17 protein-coding genes are annotated in these 19,573 nt (G+C 57.5%); 11 read left to right on the top strand and 6 right to left on the bottom strand.

Annotated elements, in window-relative coordinates; translation table 11 throughout:
* Nucleotides 1-2 precede the first annotated feature (2 nt).
* The 6 genes from J2Y56_RS06675 to J2Y56_RS06650 are packed head-to-tail and all read left to right on the top strand — an operon-like array spanning nucleotide 3 to nucleotide 7,126.
* Complete coding sequence (locus tag J2Y56_RS06675) at nucleotides 3-1,445, top strand: mannose-1-phosphate guanylyltransferase/mannose-6-phosphate isomerase (protein ID WP_310349359.1); 1,443 nt, start codon at nucleotides 3-5, stop codon at nucleotides 1,443-1,445.
* On the top strand, nucleotides 1,446-2,243 hold the full coding sequence (locus J2Y56_RS06670) for an ABC transporter permease (protein ID WP_310349358.1): 798 nt from the start codon (nucleotides 1,446-1,448) through the stop codon (nucleotides 2,241-2,243).
* The gene (locus J2Y56_RS06665; protein WP_310349354.1) at nucleotides 2,243-3,508 is read left to right on the top strand and encodes an ABC transporter ATP-binding protein; all 1,266 of its coding nucleotides are present in this window, start codon (nucleotides 2,243-2,245) and stop codon (nucleotides 3,506-3,508) included. Before J2Y56_RS06670 ends, J2Y56_RS06665 begins: the two co-directional genes overlap by 1 nt.
* Nucleotides 3,505-4,881: a glycosyltransferase family 1 protein gene (locus J2Y56_RS06660; RefSeq protein ID WP_310349351.1), complete on the top strand. Its 1,377-nt coding sequence runs from the start codon at nucleotides 3,505-3,507 to the stop codon at nucleotides 4,879-4,881. Before J2Y56_RS06665 ends, J2Y56_RS06660 begins: the two co-directional genes overlap by 4 nt.
* Nucleotides 4,865-5,995 (top strand): glycosyltransferase family 1 protein, encoded by a 1,131-nt coding sequence (locus tag J2Y56_RS06655; RefSeq protein ID WP_150779580.1) that lies wholly within the window; start codon nucleotides 4,865-4,867, stop codon nucleotides 5,993-5,995. Before J2Y56_RS06660 ends, J2Y56_RS06655 begins: the two co-directional genes overlap by 17 nt.
* Nucleotides 5,996-7,126 carry a glycosyltransferase family 4 protein gene (locus J2Y56_RS06650; RefSeq protein ID WP_310349348.1) on the top strand — a complete coding sequence of 377 codons (1,131 nt, stop codon included), beginning with the start codon at nucleotides 5,996-5,998 and terminating at the stop codon, nucleotides 7,124-7,126.
* Between the two features lie 34 nt (nucleotides 7,127-7,160).
* On the opposite strand, the gene J2Y56_RS06645 is transcribed toward J2Y56_RS06650, so the two are convergent.
* From J2Y56_RS06645 to J2Y56_RS06630, 4 genes are all read right to left on the bottom strand, one after another.
* The gene (locus J2Y56_RS06645; RefSeq protein ID WP_310349345.1) at nucleotides 7,161-9,191 is read right to left on the bottom strand and encodes a pyridoxamine 5'-phosphate oxidase family protein; all 2,031 of its coding nucleotides are present in this window, start codon (nucleotides 9,189-9,191) and stop codon (nucleotides 7,161-7,163) included.
* Nucleotides 9,192-9,252: 61 nt separating this feature from the next.
* Nucleotides 9,253-9,879, bottom strand: coding sequence for a glutathione S-transferase family protein (locus J2Y56_RS06640; protein WP_007948072.1), 627 nt, complete (start codon nucleotides 9,877-9,879; stop codon nucleotides 9,253-9,255).
* Between the two features lie 129 nt (nucleotides 9,880-10,008).
* Complete coding sequence (locus J2Y56_RS06635; RefSeq protein ID WP_310333327.1) at nucleotides 10,009-10,911, bottom strand: LysR family transcriptional regulator; 903 nt, start codon at nucleotides 10,909-10,911, stop codon at nucleotides 10,009-10,011.
* Between the two features lie 72 nt (nucleotides 10,912-10,983).
* Nucleotides 10,984-11,319, bottom strand: a complete 336-nt coding sequence (locus J2Y56_RS06630) for a hypothetical protein (RefSeq protein ID WP_007948074.1) — start codon at nucleotides 11,317-11,319, stop codon at nucleotides 10,984-10,986.
* Between the two features lie 393 nt (nucleotides 11,320-11,712).
* Here J2Y56_RS06630 and J2Y56_RS06625 point away from each other — a divergent pair, with 393 nt between their 5' ends.
* The 5 genes from J2Y56_RS06625 to J2Y56_RS06605 are packed head-to-tail and all read left to right on the top strand — an operon-like array spanning nucleotide 11,713 to nucleotide 16,744.
* Nucleotides 11,713-13,185 carry a c-type cytochrome gene (locus tag J2Y56_RS06625; protein WP_310349342.1) on the top strand — a complete coding sequence of 491 codons (1,473 nt, stop codon included), beginning with the start codon at nucleotides 11,713-11,715 and terminating at the stop codon, nucleotides 13,183-13,185.
* 49 nt (nucleotides 13,186-13,234) lie between these two features.
* Nucleotides 13,235-15,007, top strand: a complete 1,773-nt coding sequence (ctaD, locus tag J2Y56_RS06620) for a cytochrome c oxidase subunit I (protein WP_310349420.1) — start codon at nucleotides 13,235-13,237, stop codon at nucleotides 15,005-15,007.
* Nucleotides 15,004-15,696, top strand: a complete 693-nt coding sequence (locus J2Y56_RS06615) for a cytochrome c oxidase subunit 3 (protein ID WP_150779572.1) — start codon at nucleotides 15,004-15,006, stop codon at nucleotides 15,694-15,696. The genes ctaD and J2Y56_RS06615 overlap by 4 nt, the downstream gene beginning before the upstream one ends.
* A gap of 6 nt (nucleotides 15,697-15,702) precedes the next feature.
* Nucleotides 15,703-16,407 carry a heme-copper oxidase subunit III family protein gene (locus J2Y56_RS06610; RefSeq protein ID WP_007948078.1) on the top strand — a complete coding sequence of 235 codons (705 nt, stop codon included), beginning with the start codon at nucleotides 15,703-15,705 and terminating at the stop codon, nucleotides 16,405-16,407.
* Between the two features lie 13 nt (nucleotides 16,408-16,420).
* Nucleotides 16,421-16,744 carry a cytochrome C oxidase subunit IV family protein gene (locus J2Y56_RS06605; protein ID WP_310333326.1) on the top strand — a complete coding sequence of 108 codons (324 nt, stop codon included), beginning with the start codon at nucleotides 16,421-16,423 and terminating at the stop codon, nucleotides 16,742-16,744.
* Between the two features lie 32 nt (nucleotides 16,745-16,776).
* Here J2Y56_RS06605 and J2Y56_RS06600 read toward each other — a convergent pair whose 3' ends face one another.
* Nucleotides 16,777-17,337, bottom strand: coding sequence for a magnesium transporter (locus J2Y56_RS06600; RefSeq protein ID WP_310349337.1), 561 nt, complete (start codon nucleotides 17,335-17,337; stop codon nucleotides 16,777-16,779).
* Nucleotides 17,338-17,725: 388 nt separating this feature from the next.
* The gene (gene glmS / locus J2Y56_RS06595; RefSeq protein WP_310349334.1) at nucleotides 17,726-19,573 is read right to left on the bottom strand and encodes a glutamine--fructose-6-phosphate transaminase (isomerizing); all 1,848 of its coding nucleotides are present in this window, start codon (nucleotides 19,571-19,573) and stop codon (nucleotides 17,726-17,728) included.

Below are 19,573 nucleotides of genomic sequence, written 5' to 3'. Positions count from 1 at the left end.
CCATGCTGATTCCCGTGATTCTCTCCGGCGGTGCCGGTACTCGTTTGTGGCCGGTGTCCCGCGAAGGCCATCCCAAACCCTTCATGACCTTGCCCGATGGTCAGTCGCTGCTGGGCAAAACCTACCGCCGTGCCGCGGGTTTGCTCGATGGCTGGGGTGATATCGTCACGGTGACCAACCGCGACTACTTCTTCCAGAGCAAGGATCACTATCAGGAAGCACACCTCGGTCGCCATCGCGGGCACTTTCTGCTTGAGCCGACCGGTCGCAACACGGCCCCGGCCATTGCGGCGGCTGCGCTGTCGCTCAAAGCCCTGCACGGCGACGAAGCGATCATGGTGGTGATGCCGGCCGACCATTTGATTGTCAACGTAGACGCCTTGAAGACCGCTGTGGAACACGCCGTCAATCTGGCCAAAGATGGATTTCTAGTGACGTTCGGCGTGGTGCCGACCGCTCCGGAAACCGGATTCGGCTACATCGAAACCGGCGCGGCGCTGGACCATAAAGGAGCGGCCAAGGTGCGGCGCTTCGTCGAGAAACCCGACCTGCAAACCGCGACGCAATACCTGGAAAGTGGCAACTTCCTGTGGAATTCCGGGATGTTCTGCTTCTCGATCGCTGCCGTGCTGGCCGAGTTGGAAATACACGCCCCAGAGTTACTCGAGCAGGCGAAAGCCTGCATGGCGGCCAGTAACCCGGTGGAAACCGTCGAGTGCCTGCAACAGGAGTTGTCCCCGACGTTATTCGCCGAAATCACTGACATTTCCATCGACTACGCCCTGATGGAACGTTCCGACAAGGTGGTTGTGGTGCCCGCCACTTTCGACTGGAGCGACATCGGCTCGTGGGGCGCGGTGGCCGCGCTGGTGCCGGCAGATGCACAAAACAACCGCGCCAGTGGCGAAGCGGTGTTCATCGACAGTCACAACAATTTTGTCCAGAGCGAAGACCGTCTGGTGGCGGCTGTGGGTGTGGATAACCTGATCATCATCGATACCGCCGACGCGCTTTTGGTGGCCCATGCTGATCGCGCCCAGGATGTCCGCCGGGTGGCCAAGCAGCTCAAGGACAAAGAGCACGAAGCCTATCGCCTGCACCGCACAGTCAGCCGACCTTGGGGCACCTACACCGTGCTCGAAGAAGGCCCGCGCTTCAAAATAAAACGTATCGTGGTCAAACCCGGGGGCAAGTTGTCGCTGCAAATGCACCACCATCGCAACGAGCATTGGGTGGTTGTCGAAGGCATGGCCAAGGTGACCAACAACGGTACCGGCACCCAGCTGGTGGCCAAGAACGAATCGACGTTCATTGCCGCCGGTCACAAACATCGCCTGGAAAACCCGGGCGTGATCGACCTAGTGATTATCGAAGTGCAAAGCGGCGAATACATGGGAGAGGACGATATCGTTCGTTTCGAAGACCAATACGGCAGGACGATTTGAATGCTGCTTTCTCTGTACCGTTCGCTATTGAGTTACCGCGGATTCATCTTCGGCAGCGTCAAGCGAGAGTTTCAAGCGCGGTATCGCAATTCGCTGTTCGGTGCCCTGTGGACCGTACTCAACCCACTGTCGATGATCGTCGTGTATACGGTGATTTTTTCCCAGATCATGCGCGCCCGCTTGCCGGGTGTGGACGATGGCCTGGCCTACAGCGTTTACCTGTGCGCCGGCCTGTTGACCTGGGGCCTATTCGCGGAAATCACCACACGCAGCCAGAGCATGTTTCTGGAAAACGCCAACCTGCTGAAGAAAATCAGCTTCCCGCGCATCTGCCTGCCGGTGATCGCCCTACTGAATGCCGGGATCAGTTTCGCGATCATCATGGGGCTGTTTTTGGGCTTTCTTTTGATCTCCGGGCGGATGCCCGGCATGGCCTTGCTGGCGCTGGTGCCGCTACTGATCCTGCAGGTAATTTTTGCCGCCGGGCTGGGGATGATCCTCGGTATTCTCAACGTGTTCTTTCGAGATGTCGGGCAGCTTTTCGGCATTTGCCTGCAGTTCTGGTTCTGGCTCACACCGATCGTTTATCCCGTCTCGATCCTGCCGCAGGGTATTCAGCACCTGATTGGGCTCAATCCGATGACGGCGCTGATGAACAGTTACCAGAACGTATTCCTCTACAACCAATGGCCGGACTGGAACTCGCTGATCCCGTTGATGGTGATTGGACTGTTGTTCTGCGTCATGGCGCTGCGGCTTTTCCGTCAGCGCGTCGGTGAAATGGTGGACGAGCTCTGATGGGACATATACGTGTCAGTGGCCTGGGCAAGGCTTACAAGCAGTATCCGAATCGCTGGAGCCGCCTGGTCGAGTGGCTAATACCGTTTTCCGGTACCCATCACCATCTGCACTGGATCCTGCAAGGTGTCGATTTCGAGATCAAACCCGGTGATGCCGTCGGTATCGTCGGCGTCAACGGCGCAGGCAAAAGCACGCTGTTGAAGATGATCACCGGCACGACTCAGCCGACCTGTGGCCAGATTCAACTGGAAGGTCGGGTTGCTGCGCTGCTGGAACTGGGCATGGGATTCCACCCGGACTTTACCGGACGGCAGAACGTCTTTATGGCCGGCCAGTTGCTGGGCATGCAGATTGAAGAGATCGAAGCGTTGATGCCGGAAATCGAAAGCTTTGCGGAAATTGGCGACTCCATCGACCACCCGGTGCGCACCTACTCCAGCGGTATGCAGATGCGCCTGGCATTCAGCGTTGCCACTGCGCGGCGCCCGGACATTCTGATCGTCGACGAAGCGTTGTCAGTGGGCGACGCCTATTTCCAGCACAAAAGCTTTGACCGCATCCGCAGCTTCCGCAAAGCGGGCACAACCCTGCTGATCGTCTCTCATGATCGCTCGGCGATTCAGTCGATCTGCGACACCGCCATTCTCCTGGAGAACGGGCGCATGGCCATGCACGGTAAACCTGAAGAGGTCATGGACTACTACAACGCCATGCTGGCTCAGCGCGAAGGCCAGACGGTGCGCCAGGAGATGCTCGCCAACGGCCAGGTACAAACCATTTCCGGCACCGGTGAGGCCGGGATTCTGAGCGTGCGCCTGCTCGACGCGCAGGGGCGCTCGGTCGAAGTAGCGGAAGTTGGTCAGCCGATGGTGCTGGAAGTCCAGACCGAGGTTCGAGAGGACATCGAACGACTGATCCTGGGCTTCATGATCAAGGATCGTCTGGGCCAGGCCATTTACGGTATCAACACCCATCGCCTGGACAAACCCGTCACCGACCTGAGTGCCGGTGAGCGTGTCACCTTCCGTTTTGCCTTCGACATGCGTCTGGGCAAGGGCAATTACTCGGTCGCGTTGAGCCTGTCGCGCCTGGATTCGCACCTGGATCGCAATTTCGAATGGCGCGACTACGGCCTGGTCTTCCATGTGATCAACAATCGCCAGGAAGACTTCGTTGGCTGCTCGTGGTTGCAGGCGCAGACCACGATCACCCGCTCCAGTGAAAATATCGTACACACAGCTGCCCCGGAGGTGTGGCAATGACCCGATTGTTGGTGGAATGCACCTACGTCTTCGAACACCCAAACGCTAACTCGGGCATTCAACGCGTCGTACGTAACGTCATCCAACAACTGCCGGCGGCCGATGCGAAGCGCGAGTGCATCCCGGTGGTGATGATCAATGGCGGCCTCTATCAGGTGAACAGCCTGGCGCCGTTGAAGACACCGAAAATCAATTTGATGAGCCTGCGCGTGAAGCTGGAACAGTGGGCCAACACGTTCTGGTTGCGCCACCGCGCGTTGGAACGGCGGCGCCCCTTCAGTCATTCACATTTCGCCCGGCGGGTGCTGTATGTCGGTTGCCGCCTTGCAGCATTTGCCTGCCTCAGACTGCCGATGCGCCTGCTCGACCGAGCCCTCAAGGGCAAGCAAATTCCCGAGCGCTGCGTGCCGTTGCAGCATCGGGCCGGTGATCAACTGGTGTTGCTTGACTCGTCCTGGCACGCCAACTTTTTCCCCTTGGCAGAGCAACTCAAGCGTGACGGAGTCGGCATCGTTTCGGTCATCTACGACCTGATCCCGCTGACCCATCCGCAATTTTGCGATGCCGGACTGGTCAAGGTGTTCAACGACTGGTTCGACTGGATCGCCCGCACCGCCGATGGATATGTGGCGATCTCCACCACCATCCGCGATCAGGTGCATCAGGAGATGACGCGCCGGATCGGCACGCAGCGGGTCGAGCAGCGCTGGTTCGACTATTTCCACCTCGGTTCCGAACTGGACTTGAGCGATGCCCGTTCTGAAGTCGATCGTGACTTGTTACGCATGTACAAGGCAGATGAGCCAGTGTTCCTGATGGTAAGCACCATCGAACCACGCAAAAACCATGTGTATCTGCTCGACGCCTTCGAGCGCGCCTGGACAGCCGGATCCAAGGCCAGGTTATGCATTGTCGGGAAGATTGGCTGGAAGTGTGACGCGTTAGTCGAGCGTATCCGTCAGCATCCTGAGTTGAACCGCCGCTTGTTCATGTTCAACACGCTTTCGGACAGGAGCCTTGAGTACGCCTATTCCCACGCCACGGCGCTGGTGTTCCCGTCCTACGTCGAGGGCTTCGGGCTGCCGCTGGTGGAAGCCATGCAGCGCGGTTTACCGGCAATGGGCAGCGACATTCCGGTCTTCCGGGAAATAGGTGGCGACTACATGGCGTATTTCGTTCTGGAGGACCCGCAGAGCCTGACCAGCCTGGTGATCGAGATCGAACATTCTGGAAAATTTCCGGCGCCGCTCGGCCTCGATCAATGGTGTTGGCTGAGCTGGCGCGAAGCGAGTGCGCAATTGGTGCAACGGATCGAGCGCAACCTGGACAGTTCGCTGTCGGTGTCTGAGAGTCAGCATGCGAATTGCCCTTAACGCCCGAATCCTCCAGGCACCGCGCACCGGCATCGGCCACTACGTCGCCGAACTGGCGAACGCCCTTGCGAGTGAGCCCGACGTTGAACTGGCACTGTTTCATGGCTGGGGTTGGAGCTCCGTGCTGCCTGAAGCAGCCATGCCCGGTTATTCCCGACTGACGCCGCTGCTGCGACAAATTCCGGGAGCCTATCAGGCCCGGCGCTGGCTGGAGCAGAAACGCTTCGATCAAGGTCGCGCACGCGCCATCGACCTCTACCACGAACCGAGCTTGTGGCCGCTGTCGTTCGACGGTCCGACGGTGATCACCCTGCATGACCTGACTCACCTGCAATACCCCGAAACGCAACCGCCCGCGCGCTTGCGAGAAATCGAACGGCGGCTGGCCGACGGTGTACGACAGGCGAGCCTGATTCTCACCGACTCGCAGTACATTGCTGACGAAGCTCAGGCGCATTTCGGGCTCCCGGCGCAACGGTTCGTCGTCGCGCCACTAGGCGTAGCCGCGCGTTTCCACCCAAGGTCTCCTGAGGCCATCGACGCGGTACTCAAGGCCCATGCCGTAGAGCCGCGAGAATACTTCCTCTGCGTCGGCACCCTGGAGCCGCGCAAGAACCTGACCTTGGCCCTGCGCGCCCATGCCCGATTGCCTGAATCGGTCCGTCAGCGTTTTCCTCTGCTGATCGTCGGCATGGCCGGCTGGCAGCGCGAGCAGTTCAGCGAAGAAATGCATCAAGCATTGGCCTGCGGTCACGTCTGTTTGCTGGGCTATCTGCCTGACGAACACGTGGCGCAGCTGTTGGCCGGCGCTCGTGCGTTGATTTTTCCGTCGCTCTACGAAGGCTTTGGCCTGCCGGTGCTGGAAGCCATGGCCAGCGGTACGCCGGTCATTCTGACTCGGCGTTCGGCCATGCCCGAAGTCGCAGGCGCTGCGGGCAACTATGTTGAACAGGACGAACCCGACGGCTTGCGCGATGCAATGAGCCGTCTGATCGACGATCAAGCGCATTGGCAGGTATGCCGAGAAGCCGGACTACATCAAGCAAGGCTTTTTACCTGGGAACGTTGCGCGCAGGTTACGGCCCGCGCCTACCGCCAGGCTATGGGAGGTTGAATGCGAGTTCTTCATTTTTTCAAGACGTACCTGCCTGATTCCGTCGGCGGGATCGAACAAGTGATTTTCCAGTTGTGCGAAAGCGGCGCCCAACACGGTGTTGAAGGCCAGGTGCTGACACTCAGTGCCGACCCGACCCCGCCGGTGGTTCAACTTGGCAATCACGAAGTTCATCGGGCCAGACTCGACATTCAGTTCGCCTCCACGGGGTTTTCCTTGAGCGTCTTCAAACAGTTTCGCGAATTGGCGGCAGAAGCCGACGTGGTCAATTATCACTTCCCATGGCCGTTCATGGACTTGGTGCATTTCGCCAGCGGTGTGAATAAACCGAGCGTGGTGACCTACCACTCCGACATCATTCGCCAGAAACACCTGCTCAAACTCTACCGTCCGCTGATGAACCGCTTTCTGGCCAGCGCCGACCGAATCGTCGCCGCATCGCCCAACTACCTGCACACCAGCGATGTACTGCAGCAGTTTCAAGACAAGACCCGCGTAATTCCTTATGGCTTGAACAAGGCAGGTTATCCACAGCCCGGCAGCGAACGCATGGCCCACTGGCGGCAGAAGCTTGGGGATAAGTTTTTTCTGTTTGTAGGGGTGATGCGTTACTACAAAGGTCTGCACATCCTGCTCGATGCCTTGAAGGATCTGGATTACCCCACCGTGATTGTCGGTGCCGGCCCACTGGAAAAGGAACTTCACGCCCAGGCGGCAGCCTTGGGTTTACGCAATATTCACTTCCTCGGACGCCTGGGGGACGAAGATAAAGTGGCGCTGTTGCAGCTGAGTTACGCCATCGTGTTCCCGTCGCACCTGCGCTCCGAAGCATTCGGTATTTCGCTGCTGGAAGGCGCGATGTATGGCAAACCGATGATCTCCAGCGAGATCGGCACCGGCACCAGCTACATCAACATTCACAACCAGACCGGGCTGGTAGTCCCTCCAAGTAATCCACTGGCCTTCCGTGAAGCAATGCGCACGCTATGGGAAAACCCGACGCGTGCGGCGCAAATGGGCGTAAAGGCCGAGGCGCGTTATCGGCAGTTATTCACAGCTGACGAGATGGGCCGCAAGTGGACCGAGTTGTACGAAGAGCTGCTGGAAGAAAAATCCCTGTCCTACGCCTGACTGCATTTTTTGTGGGAGCGGGCTTGCCCCGGGGTTACAGGTCCAGCACCAACGCCTGCGACCCCTGCGCCGGTACCGCACAACAAATCAGCACCTCGCCAGCGCCTGGCACTTCTGCCGGCACTTGTGGATAAGTTACCGTCCCACCGATCAGGCGGGTCTTGCACGTCCCGCAAGACCCACCGCGGCAACTGAATTCCGGGCGCAAACCACGGCTTTCGGCCAATTCCAGCAAACTGCCGCTGTCGGGCTTCCAGCGCGCCTCTTTGGCGGAGCGCTCGAACACCACCGGCACCGACGTCGTGGCGGCCGGTGGTTGCTCGATGACCACGGCATCCGGGTCGGGTATCCGGCGCAACGTCGACGGGCCAAAGGTTTCGGCGTGGATCCTCGAATCACGAATGTCCATATCGCGCAGGCTGTCGTACATCGCCTGGGTAAAACTGCCTGGGCCGCAGAGAACGAAATCCAGCTGATCGTAGTCTTCCACCTCAAGCGTGGTCTTGAGCAAGTCAGCGTCGATCCGCCCGGTCATGTCGAAATCATCCCCTTCGACTGCATCGGGCTCCGGCTGACTGAGCAAACGCAGAACGCGCACCGCGTCGCCGAGCCCGTCGAGCAAGCGGTTCAGTTCCGGGCGAAACGGTTGATCGGCCAAGGTTCGCGAACTCTGGAAGAACCAGGTCGGGCGGATGCTCCGCGTACGCAAGCCTTGATAAACCACCTCACGCACCATCGACAGCAGCGGCGTAATCCCCACTCCAGCGGCTAGCAAAACCAGCGGACGCCGCTCGTGGGGTGCCACGGTGAAATGCCCTTGAGGCGCGCGAGCCTCCAGCACATCACCGACATGAATCCGCTCATGCAGGTGTGATGACACCAACCCGTCACGCTTCACGCTGATACGGAAAAAATCATCAGAAGGCGCGCTCGACAGGCTGTACGTGCGGATATGCACGTCACCGGCAATGTTGAGTCGCAGGGGCAAATGCTGCCCAGCCTGAAATACCGGCAACCCGGCACCATCGGTGGGCTCCAGATAAATCGAACGGATGTGTAGGCTTTCCTGTTCGATGCGCGTCACCCGCAGCGACCGCCAGTGATCGCCCAAGGCCTTGGCTTGTAGACGTGCATTGGCCTGCGCCCAAGTGCCGGTCAGCAAACTGGTAGGCGACACGCCGTCAAAGCGCCAGCGCAAGGCCAGCGCCGCAGGGCGACGCACCACGCGCTCGACCTCGAAGGTCCACAGCCGCTCGGCGCCTTGAAAGGCGTCGATTTGCGGGCCGTCGAGGATGATCTCGGTGCGACCGCTGAGGTGCAGCAGGTCACCTGAATTGAAATCGATAAACAACAAACCAGCGCGAGGATTGATCAGCAGATTGCCCAGGGTGTTGAAATGCAGGTTGCCGGCGAAGTCCGGAATGGTCAGGCGATTGCCCTCTACCTGTACGAAACCAGCCTGCCCACCCCGATGAGAAACATCCACTGAACGCTGGCCCTCGACGTCCACGTAGCTAGCGACAAAGAACGTGTCCGCCTCGATGATCATGGCCCTGGCCGCGTCATCCAGTTCATTCAAGTGCTGTGCGACGCGGTTCGCAGGGTCCGCCAACGGTACCGAGTGAAACTGGCGCAATTGAATGTATTGCGGACAATTGCCAAAGGATTGCTCCACCGTCATACCGAATCCGCCGGCCGTCATGCTGCCGACTCGACCATTGAGGCGGTTGCGACGCCGGGTGTGCAACTCGATACCGAGTAGTCCGATGGCGTCCCCGTTTCGCAGTTGAGCGGGGTCGTCGGCACTCGGCAAACAGTCGAACTGCAGCCGCGAAGGGTCGGGAGAATGAGCAAAGCCTGGAGGCCCTTCAAGAATGCTGGCCCAAGGGTTGCCATCGGCATCTACCGCGCCGTACAGCATGAACGGCAGTTGCTGATAGAACGCACGGTGCTGATCCGGCATCTGATTGCGAATCACCTTACGACCAAACGTCTCCATTCGTTCGGCAACGCCGACATGGGCTTGCAGCTGTTTCTCGCCGGCGTGCCAAGGTGAATGATCCATAACGGTTCTCCCCTGCGCCCATCGCGCACAGTGAACAGCCCGAGCAGGTCGGGCCAAAGTATCAGGCTGTTTTTTGCAAACCGGCCACGGTGCGCGGCATGCCGACGAAACCAGGCAAGGCTTCAATACGCGCCAGCCAGGTGCGGATGTTGGCGTAGTCGTCCAACGAGACATTGCCTTCCGGCGCATGGGCGATGTAGCTGTAGGCGGCCACATCGGCGATGGTGGGCTCGGCGCCCGCCAAGTACGGCGTTGTGGCCAATTCCTGATCGATCACTTTGAGCACGGTATGGGAATAAGCGATGACCTCTTGCGCGTTATAAGGCGCGCCAAACACCGTGATCAGCCGCGCCCTGGCCGGGCCGAAGGCAATCGGTCCGGCGGCAACGGACAACCACCGCTGAACCTTTGCAGCTGCAACCGGATCGGTTGGTAGCCAGCGACCGTTTCCATATTTCTGCGCCAGATAAACCAGGATCGCGTTGGAGTCGGCCAACACCACGCCTTGATCATCAAGCACCGGAACCTGACCAAACGCATTGAGCGCCAGAAAGCCCGGTTGCTTGTGCTCACCCTTGGCCAAATCGACCAGGATCAGCTCGGTCGGCAGTTGCAGCAACGACAACATCAGTTCCACACGGTGAGCATGGCCGGAACGAGGGAAGTTGTAGAGTTTGATCGCTTGCATGGTCGACTCCGCTGGGTGTGGCGCCGTTCAGGAAAGATCAGCACCGAGGGACGCTATCTTCCACCCGCATCCAAAACATCAGAATACCCAGCAAACGCAATCCATTATTTCACCCAGCGAAATAACCCATCAACCGCGCAGGGCTGGATGCTCTCTTAATGCCTTCACTGTGAAGTCGACAAAACTGCGGACTCGCGTGGGCGCCTTGCGGCCCCCCTGGTAGATCACATGAATGGGCAACGGAGGCAACTCGAAGTCGGCCAGCACGATCTCCAGCTCACCGGCGGCCACCTTACTGGCCACTTGATAAGACAGGACCCGGGTGAATCCCAAACCCAGGCATGCCGCCGTGATGGCCCCCTGATTGGCGGTGACCACCAGACGCGGTTCCGGGCGAACATTCAGCAGCTCATGCGCGTCAAGGAATGACCAGGTTCTGTGCTGCCCAATGGCCGATGTTGCAACGACCGGGGCACCGCTGAGCTCACTGGGGTGCCGTGGCCTGCCACGGGCCGCCAAAAACGCCGGGGAAGCGCAGATCACCCACCGCACCTCGCCTACGTGAATCGCATGTTGATTGCTGTCAGGCAGCTCAGCGATACGCACCGCCACATCAATACCCTCTTCGACCATGCTTACAACACGGTCGATCAATAAGGCATTGATGCTGACTTCAGGGAATTGCGTGAGATAACCGACCATCAACGGCGTGACAAACATCTCACCGAACAAAACCGGCGCGGTGATCGTCAGTTGCCCACGAGGCTGGGCATGACTGCCCGCCGCCGAATCCTCCGCTTCCTGCACTTCGGCAAGAATCCTCCGACAATCTTCCAGATATCGCTGCCCCGCCTCACTCAAATGCACGCTGCGAGTGGTGCGCGTCAGCAATAGCGTGCCAATACGCTCCTCCAGCGCTGCCACCGCACGGGTGACACTGGCCGCCGACAGGCCCAAACGCCTCGCTGCCGCCGAGAACCCCTGTTCCTGCGCAACGGCAGCGAAGACCTGCATTTCCTGAAATCGGTCCATGGGGCATGTCCTTTACTCAGATAAAAAAAATCGCAGTTGTAGGCTGCGATTTTTAGTATCACGTAGTGGCTTCTAAAGCTGCTGATCAATCAAAACCGCGTTGGTATAAATCAAGCTTCCATCGCTCGCTCTATGCCCGACCAAATGGTACTGACCGCGCTCATGGTGCAAGTAGACGCGCATTTGACAGTCGGACAAGGGGCCATATCCTTCGGGTATTTTCAGATCCAATGTAGCCATGTCGACATCGACCATGACTTCACGATCGTGCGACTTTTGCAGGTGTTCTTCAGCTTGCTCCAGGCGCTGACGGAGAGGGACATCGACGTAAAAATGGATTTCACCCACGGGGGTGGATTTTTTGTCTCTGCTGGGTTTGCACCACCCCTCGATCGTCAGGGCACTCATGACGAAACCTCCGTTGTGGACTGTTGGACTCTGTATCTCTGTTCTCTTCTCAATGACAGCCGTTTTTGGCCGGTTCTGCCATCCGTCATCGGAATTGAGTATAGCCGGCGATCGGACCGCGCTGCTGTAACCGTGTCGGCAAATGTCATGTAGTCTCATGAGGCGAGGCTGAATATCTATCGATATATGTAGCGAATCGCTTTAAACAATTAACTTAATGTTCCAATTGGAATATTGATCATCCGTTTTCCCGGAAAAAGCGCTGGTTCCGCCCATGCACTATACTTCTTGCTGATTTTACCGTCGCAATGGATGGTACTTGTCTGCCCTGCTTGGACGTCAGTGGCGATGCGTTTGCATCACCAGTGAACAACAGGAATAGGATGAAGAGAAATGGCAATAGCAATTATCTTGATTCTAATCGTTATTGCATCAGTGCTGTTTCATATACTTGCGCCTTGGCACGCGACCCCGGCAGCGTCCAACTGGGGGTCAATAGACACCACCCTGTTCATCACCCTGATCATTAGCGGAATATTTTTCATCGCCATCACGGTATTCATGGCGGTTGCCGTGATGCGTTATCGTCACAAGGAGGGCTCCAGGGCGGCTTACCAGCCAGAAAACAAAAAGCTGGAAACATGGTTGATTATCGTGACCTCGGTCGGTATTGCCGCGATGTTGGCGCCAGGCCTGGTTGTTTACAGTGACTTCATCCGGGTGCCGAAAAATGCTTATGAACTTGAAGTGGTCGCCCAGCAGTGGCAGTGGGCCTTTCGTTTTCCTGGCCAGGACGGGAAGCTGGGAAAGTCGGATATCAAGTTTGTTGATTCAACCAATCCTTTCGGCCTTGACCCCAAGGATCCTGTTGGGCAAGACGATGTGCTTATAAGAAACAATGAAATTCGCCTGCCGCTCGATAAGCCAGTCAAAGTATTACTGCGCTCTAAAGATGTGTTGCACAATTTCTATGTACCGCAAATTCGCAGCAAGATGGACATGGTGCCGGGGATGGTGTCGTACTTTTGGTTTACGCCAACCAAAGTCGGGAAATACGAAATCCTTTGCGCTGAATTTTGTGGTGTAGGTCATTACAACATGCGCGGCCAGATGATCGTGGAAGAGCTGGGCGCCTTTGATCAATGGCTGAACAGCCAGCCGACTTTTGCTCAGACATTAACGAATGCCGCCAAACCCAGTCGGGACAGCGTGCTGGAAAAAGGTCGTCAGTTGGTCGAAAAATACGGCTGCGGTGCCTGCCATAGCCAGGATGGCAGTTCCAGTCTCGGCCCGGGATGGAAGGGTTTGTACGGCCGCACTGAACAGCTTGTCGATGGCACCAGCGTGCAGGTCGATGAGGCCTATCTGAAAGAGTCGATTCTCGATCCAAAGGCCCGACTGGTACAGGGCTACCCGCCGGTCATGGTGGCCTATACTCTCAATGACGAAGAACTGGGTGCTCTCGTCGCCCTGATCAAATCGCTGGGTGCAGCGCAGCAAGACAATGAACCCTCTCCCAGCGACGCGTCGGACACCGGTGACGACCTGGCGACGCAGGGTCAGCGCCTGGCCGGGTCGCTCGGTTGTCTGGCCTGTCACAGTGTCGATGGCAGCAAGGGTATCGGCCCCGGCTGGCAGGGCCTGTATGGCAAGACAGAAACCCTGGCCGACGGTACGAGTATCAAGGTCGATGACGGTTTTATAAAGGAGTCGGTTCTTAATCCCGGCGCCAAAGTCGTCAAAGGCTATGCAGCCGTCATGCCGCCCCTTGCTCCGAGTGATCAGGAGTTGAACGCACTGATCGCTTTTATCAAATCCATAGCGAATGCCGACGCCGATGCGAGCAAGGCGGAGCCAGGGAAGTAGCCGTAAAGCAGCCAGGAATGCACCGAAACTTCGATAGGAGGATGACGTGATGGCCTATGCGGAGCAAGCTGAGACAGAAGCACTGCACGAACCCAAAAGTTTCCTGACCAAATACATCTGGAGTCAGGACCACAAGGTCATAGCCATCCAATATTCCGTGACGGCTATATTCGTGGGCGTTATCGCCTTGGTGTTGTCCGGCTTGATGCGCATACAGATAGGCTTCCCCGGCACTTTGGAGTTCATGGACGCCAGTGCTTACTATCAGGCAATGACCATGCACGGCATGATCATGGTCATTTACTTGCTGACAGCCTTGTTTCTGGGTGGCTTCGGCAACTATCTGATCCCGCTGATGGTGGGCGCCCGCGACATGGTCTTCCCCTATGTCAACATGCTGAGTTACTGGTTCTACCTGCTAGCGGTAGTGGTATTACTCTCCAGTTTCTTTGTCCCGGGCGGCCCCACCGGTTCGGGCTGGACGCTCTATCCGCCACAGTCCATTTCTCAGGGGACACCAGGGGTCGAGTGGGGCATCGTCATGATGCTCGTCTCACTGGCGATTTTTATTGTCGCTGCCACCATGGGCGGGTTGAACTACGTCACCACGGTGTTGCAGGCGCGTACGCACGGCATGACATTGTTTCGCATGCCGCTCTCCGTATGGGGGATTTTCATGGCCTCGATTATGGCCTTGTTGGCGTTCCCGGCGTTATTTGTCAGTGCGGTCATGATGCTGTTCGACAAGCTGTTGGGCACCAGCTTCTTCATGCCGGCGATGATCTCGCTGGGGCAGCAGGTCGATCACCAGGGTGGCAGCCCGATATTATTCCAGCACCTGTTCTGGTTCTTCGGCCACCCGGAGGTCTACATTGTTGCCCTCCCGGCGTTTGGTCTGGTCTCCGACTTGATCAGCACGCATGCGCGTAAAAATATCTTCGGCTACCGAATGATGGTGTGGGCCATTATCGCGATTGGCGTACTCAGCTTTGTGGTCTGGGCGCACCATATGTATGTCAGCGGAATGAACCCCTACTTTGGCTTTTTCTTCGCCGTCACCACCCTGATCATCGCGGTGCCGACCGCACTGAAAGTCTACAACTGGGTGCTGACTCTTTGGCGCGGCGACATCCACCTGACCGTGCCGATGCTGTTTGCCCTGGCCTTTATCGTCACCTTCCTGGTCGGCGGCCTGACCGGGTTGTTTCTGGGCAATGTGATCGTGGATATTCCGCTGTCGGACACCTATTTCGTCGTAGCCCATTTTCATATGGTCATGGGTGTTGCACCGGTACTGGTGGTGTTCGGCGGCATTTATCATTGGTACCCGAAAATAACCGGGCGCATGTTGAACGACACCCTGGGCAAGCTGCATTTCTGGATTACCTTTCTGGGCACCTACGCCATCTTCTTCCCCATGCACTACCTGGGATTCCAGGGCATGCCACGCCGTTACTACGCCTATGAAAACTACGCGTTCATCCCGCAGTCAGCGCAAGATTTGAATGCCGTCATTACGGTGATCGCATTGACCGTTGGCGTTTCCCAGCTGCTGTTCCTGTTCAACCTGGCCTGGAGTGCATTCAAGGGCAAGCCCGCAGGCAGTAATCCTTGGGGGGCGGCCAGTCTGGAATGGCAAACGCCGAACACTCCGCCGATACACGGTAACTGGGGAGCCAAGCTGCCGGTCGTGCATCGCTGGGCCTATGACTACAGCGTGCCGGGAATAGAACAGGATTTCGTTCCGCAAACGGTCTCCGCCGAAGAACTGGAGCATATGCGCCAACTGAGTGCCGGAAAGATAGCGGACGTTAAAACATGAGCAGGTTGCTATTGAGAAACGCCGACGGCGCGGACCCCGGCGGTAGCTGGAGTCGCGATCCGGAGGGTATTCAGGCCGGCGAGGGTGCCGAAAGAAACCAGACCGCAAGAGTGGGCCTGCGCTTGTTTCTGGTTGTCGTGAGTTCGTTATTCTTTCTCTTCCTGATCGCCTTTATTGCCCGCTCACAAATGGCCGACTGGCTGCCCCTGACAGAGCCCTTGGCGCCGTTAGCCAATCTCTGGCAGTTATGGCTGAATTCGGCTTTTCTGGTATTCGGCTGCATCGCACTGCAATGGTCGCGAATGGCCGCCCGACAAGCGCGACTGGGCGCAACGGCCATTGGTTTTGCATTGGGGGGCGTGTTTGCCATTGCCTTTCTGGTGGGGCAACTCTGGGTCTGGCAGCAGTTTGTCGCCTGGGGCTACTTTGTCGCCAGCAATCCGGCCAACAGTTTCTTCTATCTGTTGACCGGCCTGCATGGGCTCCACCTGCTGGGGGGGCTGATCGCCTGGGGCTGGATCGTCGCTAAATTTCTGCGTCATGTACCACTGGCACAAATCAGCGCCAGCGTAGAGCTCTGTGCCATCTATTGGCATTACTTGCTGGGCCTTTGGTTCGTGCTATTCGCGCTGCTGGCCAGCACGCCGCAAACCTATGAAGCAATCGCCAGATTCTGCGGCCTGAGGTGAAAAGCCATGGCATCGCAACCACTTGCCCCAAGCGAAACCAGTTCATCCAATCTACCGCCTGCACCGGGATGGCAGGGCATCGCCAGCGACTGGTCCTCGGATAGGGAGGCCTTCAAGCAGGTCCCTTGGGGCAAGGCGATGATGTGGATATTCCTGCTCAGCGATACTTTTATATTCAGCTGTTTTTTAACTGGCTACATGTCGGTACGCATGACCATCACCACGGCTTGGCCGAACCCCAGTGAAGTGTTCGCATTGACGATCGGCGGTAAAGAAATCCCGCTTATTCTGATCGCCATCATGACCTTTGTACTGATCAGTAGCAGTGGCACCATGGCCATGGCCGTTAACTACGCCTATCGCCGTGATCGCGCGAAAACCACTGCCCTGATGCTGGCGACCGCTGCCTTGGGTGTGGCCTTCGTCGGCATGCAGGCATTTGAATGGAGCAAGCTCATCGCCGAAGGAGTGCGTCCCTGGGGAAACCCCATGGGGGCGGCACAATTTGGTGCCAGCTTTTTCATGATTACCGGTTTCCACGGACTGCATGTGTCAATCGGCGCCCTCTACCTCAGCATTGTCGCGCTGAAAGTATCGCGGGGAGATTATGAGCGCTCCGGAAACTATCAGAACGTAGAGATAGCCGGGCTTTACTGGCACTTCGTGGATTTGGTATGGGTGTTTATTTTTGCTTTCTTCTATTTATGGTAGAGGAGCACGGGTGATGGCACAGGGTCATAGTCAGGGTCAGCAACATCCAATCAGTTTGTACCTTAAAATCTGGGGGCTGTTATTCGTCCTCAGTACGCTCTCGTACCTGGTCGACTATTTCCAGTTCCATGGTTACCTTCGGTGGTCCCTGATTATTACTTTCATGTTGTTGAAGGCAGGTTTAATTGTCTCCATCTTCATGCATATGGCCTGGGAGCGGCTGGCGATGGTCTACGCCATATTGGTGCCACCTTTATGTTTGCTGGTGCTCATAGGACTAATGGCCTCCGAGGCGGACTATGTTTTCCTCAGCCGGGTCATTTCCTTCAGCCAATAAGCAGCTTCCCGATGACCTTGAGTTTGCGGGGGCTAACCCGATATCACTCGCTTGAACTGATGCCATTTGTGCTGCCAGGCGACTGTCCAGTGGGGGGCAGCCGCTCCCATGCCGGCGATCTTCAGTGTTGGATGATGTTCGATGACCCGGGTCAATAGCGATTCCTGATTCGGTTCAACATCCACGAAGAAGATATGTTTTCCATCTTCTATCATCTGCTTGAAATTGCGAAAGTGAGTGTTCGGCACCTGGAACCCAAAAAAACCGCCTTCCCAGATGCAGAAGCCCAAAATAACAATGGCAAGGAAGATAAAAGGCATCCAGCCTGCGGCGGATTCGGTCCAGCCCAGCCAATAGGCGCCACCCAGGACCAGCGCTGCGAGTGGCAAACCGACCACCGCACCAATCTCCCCAGAGTGAACAGCATCTTGTTCCATTAACGAGCTGATCTCGTGGAGGTGATGTTGTTCAACATCAGCAACTTTTTCACTGAGCACATGAATTTGTTCGGAATTGATGCCGCAGGCCTCCAATTCATTTTCAACGGCTTCGAGATCGTCGAGATTGTCACTGATGTAATAGTGCCGATTCATGCCACACCTCCCATCTCGCGTTTGCTGTAGACCTCCTCTGTCCTGCAGCCTTTAACCGAGATTTGCCGTCGGTATCTGTACCCGTGGGGAACATTGCACACTTCATGCAATTCGAAAGAAGTATAGCACCCGCTATCATGCAGGGAATTAAACGTCAAGAGCTTAAGACATCAGAGGCTCGGGCATTCCCGACCAATTCTGTGGGCGAAGTGCCATGAGAGGGGAACGGCAGAAGCATTACTGGAAGAGAGGGGAATCCCATGCTGTTGGGCGCAGTGCAGGGTGCAGCGCAGTAGTGTCCCAACCTGACGACAAGATTGTGAATTTCAAAAACGATTGCGGTTGCTTCCCCGACACAGGGAAGCAACCGGGATCACTTGTGGATAACTTATTCCACCGTCACCGACTTCGCCAGGTTCCGCGGCTGGTCAACGTCCGTGCCTTTCAACACAGCAACGTAGTACGACAGCAACTGCAGCGGGATGGTGTAGAGGATAGGCGAAAGGATGTCGTGGATGTGCGGCATGTGCACAACGTGCGTGCCTTCACCATTGGTCATACCGGCCTGCTCGTCTGCAAAGACGATCAATTGGCCGCCACGGGCGCGAACTTCCTGGAGGTTGGATTTCAACTTCTCCAGCAGTTCGTTGTTCGGCGCCACGGTCACCACGGGCATGTCATTATCCACAAGCGCCAATGGGCCGTGTTTCAGCTCGCCAGCCGGGTAGGCTTCAGCGTGGATGTAGGAGATTTCCTTGAGTTTCAGGGCCCCTTCCATCGCTACCGGGAATTGCGCGCCGCGGCCGAGGAACAGGGTGTGGTTCTTCTCGGCGAACAACTCGGCGATTTTCTCCACGGTGCTGTCCATGGCCAGGGCTTCGCCCAAGCGGGTTGGCAGACGACGCAACTCTTCAACCAGAGTCGCTTCGACGCCTTTGGCCAATGTCCCGCGAACCTGACCCAGGGACAGGGTCAGTAACAGCAAGCCTACCAGTTGAGTGGTGAAGGCTTTGGTCGAGGCCACGCCGATTTCGCGACCGGCCTGGGTTAGCAGCGTCAGGTCGGACTCGCGCACCAACGAACTGATGCCGACGTTGCAGATCGCCAGGCTGGCGATGTAGCCCCCTTCTTCTCTTGAAAGCTCCTTGGCGTTGCGCAGTGCGGCCAGGGTGTCGGCGGTTTCACCGGACTGGGAAATGGTCACGAACAGGGTGTCTGGCTGCACCACGACTTTGCGGTAGCGGAATTCGCTGGCGACTTCGACCTGGCACGGGATGCCGGCCAGTTCTTCCAGCCAGTAACGGGCAACCATACCGGCGTGATAGCTGGTGCCGCAGGCAACGATCTGCACGTTGCGCACTTTGGCGAACAGTTCGGCCGCCTGTGGACCGAACGCTTGAACCAGCACGCCGTTCGGGCTCAGACGACCTTCGAGGGTGCGTTGAACAACAGACGGTTGCTCGTGGATTTCCTTGAGCATGAAGTGACGGAACTCGCCCTTGTCCGCCGCTTCGGCACCGTCGCGATACTGCACGGTTTCGCGCTCGACGGCTTTGCCGTCAACGTCCCAGATATGCACGCTGTCGCGGCGAATCTCAGCGATATCGCCTTCTTCCAGGTACATGAAACGGTCAGTAACCTGGCGCAGGGCCAGTTGGTCGGAAGCGAGGAAGTTTTCACCCAGGCCCAGGCCAATCACCAACGGGCTGCCGCTACGAGCGGCAACCAGACGGTCCGGCTGCTGAGCGCTGATGACCGCCAGGCCATAAGCACCGTGCAGCTCTTTGACCGTAGCCTTGAGGGCAGCGGTCAGGTCGGGCAAATCCTTGAGTTTGTGATTCAACAGGTGGGCAATGACTTCAGTGTCGGTGTCCGAGGTGAACACGTAACCCAAAGCTTTCAACTGCTCGCGCAAGGCTTCGTGGTTTTCAATGATGCCGTTGTGCACCACGGCCAGGTCGCCGGAGAAATGCGGGTGGGCGTTACGTTCGCAGGGTGCGCCGTGTGTCGCCCAGCGGGTATGGGCGATGCCGAGGCGACCCACCAGTGGCTCGGCTTCAAGCGCGTTTTCCAGCTCGCTGACCTTGCCCGGACGACGCATGCGTTCGAGTTTTTCATCGTTGGTGAAGACCGCCACACCGGCGCTGTCATAGCCACGGTATTCCAGGCGTTTGAGGCCTTCGAGCAGGATGGCGGTGATGCTACGTTCTGCGACTGCGCCGACAATTCCACACAT

The organism is Pseudomonas sp. BE134, assembly GCF_031456105.1.
GTDB lineage: Bacteria > Pseudomonadota > Gammaproteobacteria > Pseudomonadales > Pseudomonadaceae > Aquipseudomonas.
The sequence above is the reverse complement of the archived record's forward strand: the minus strand, read 5'-3'. Positions and strand labels throughout refer to the sequence as shown.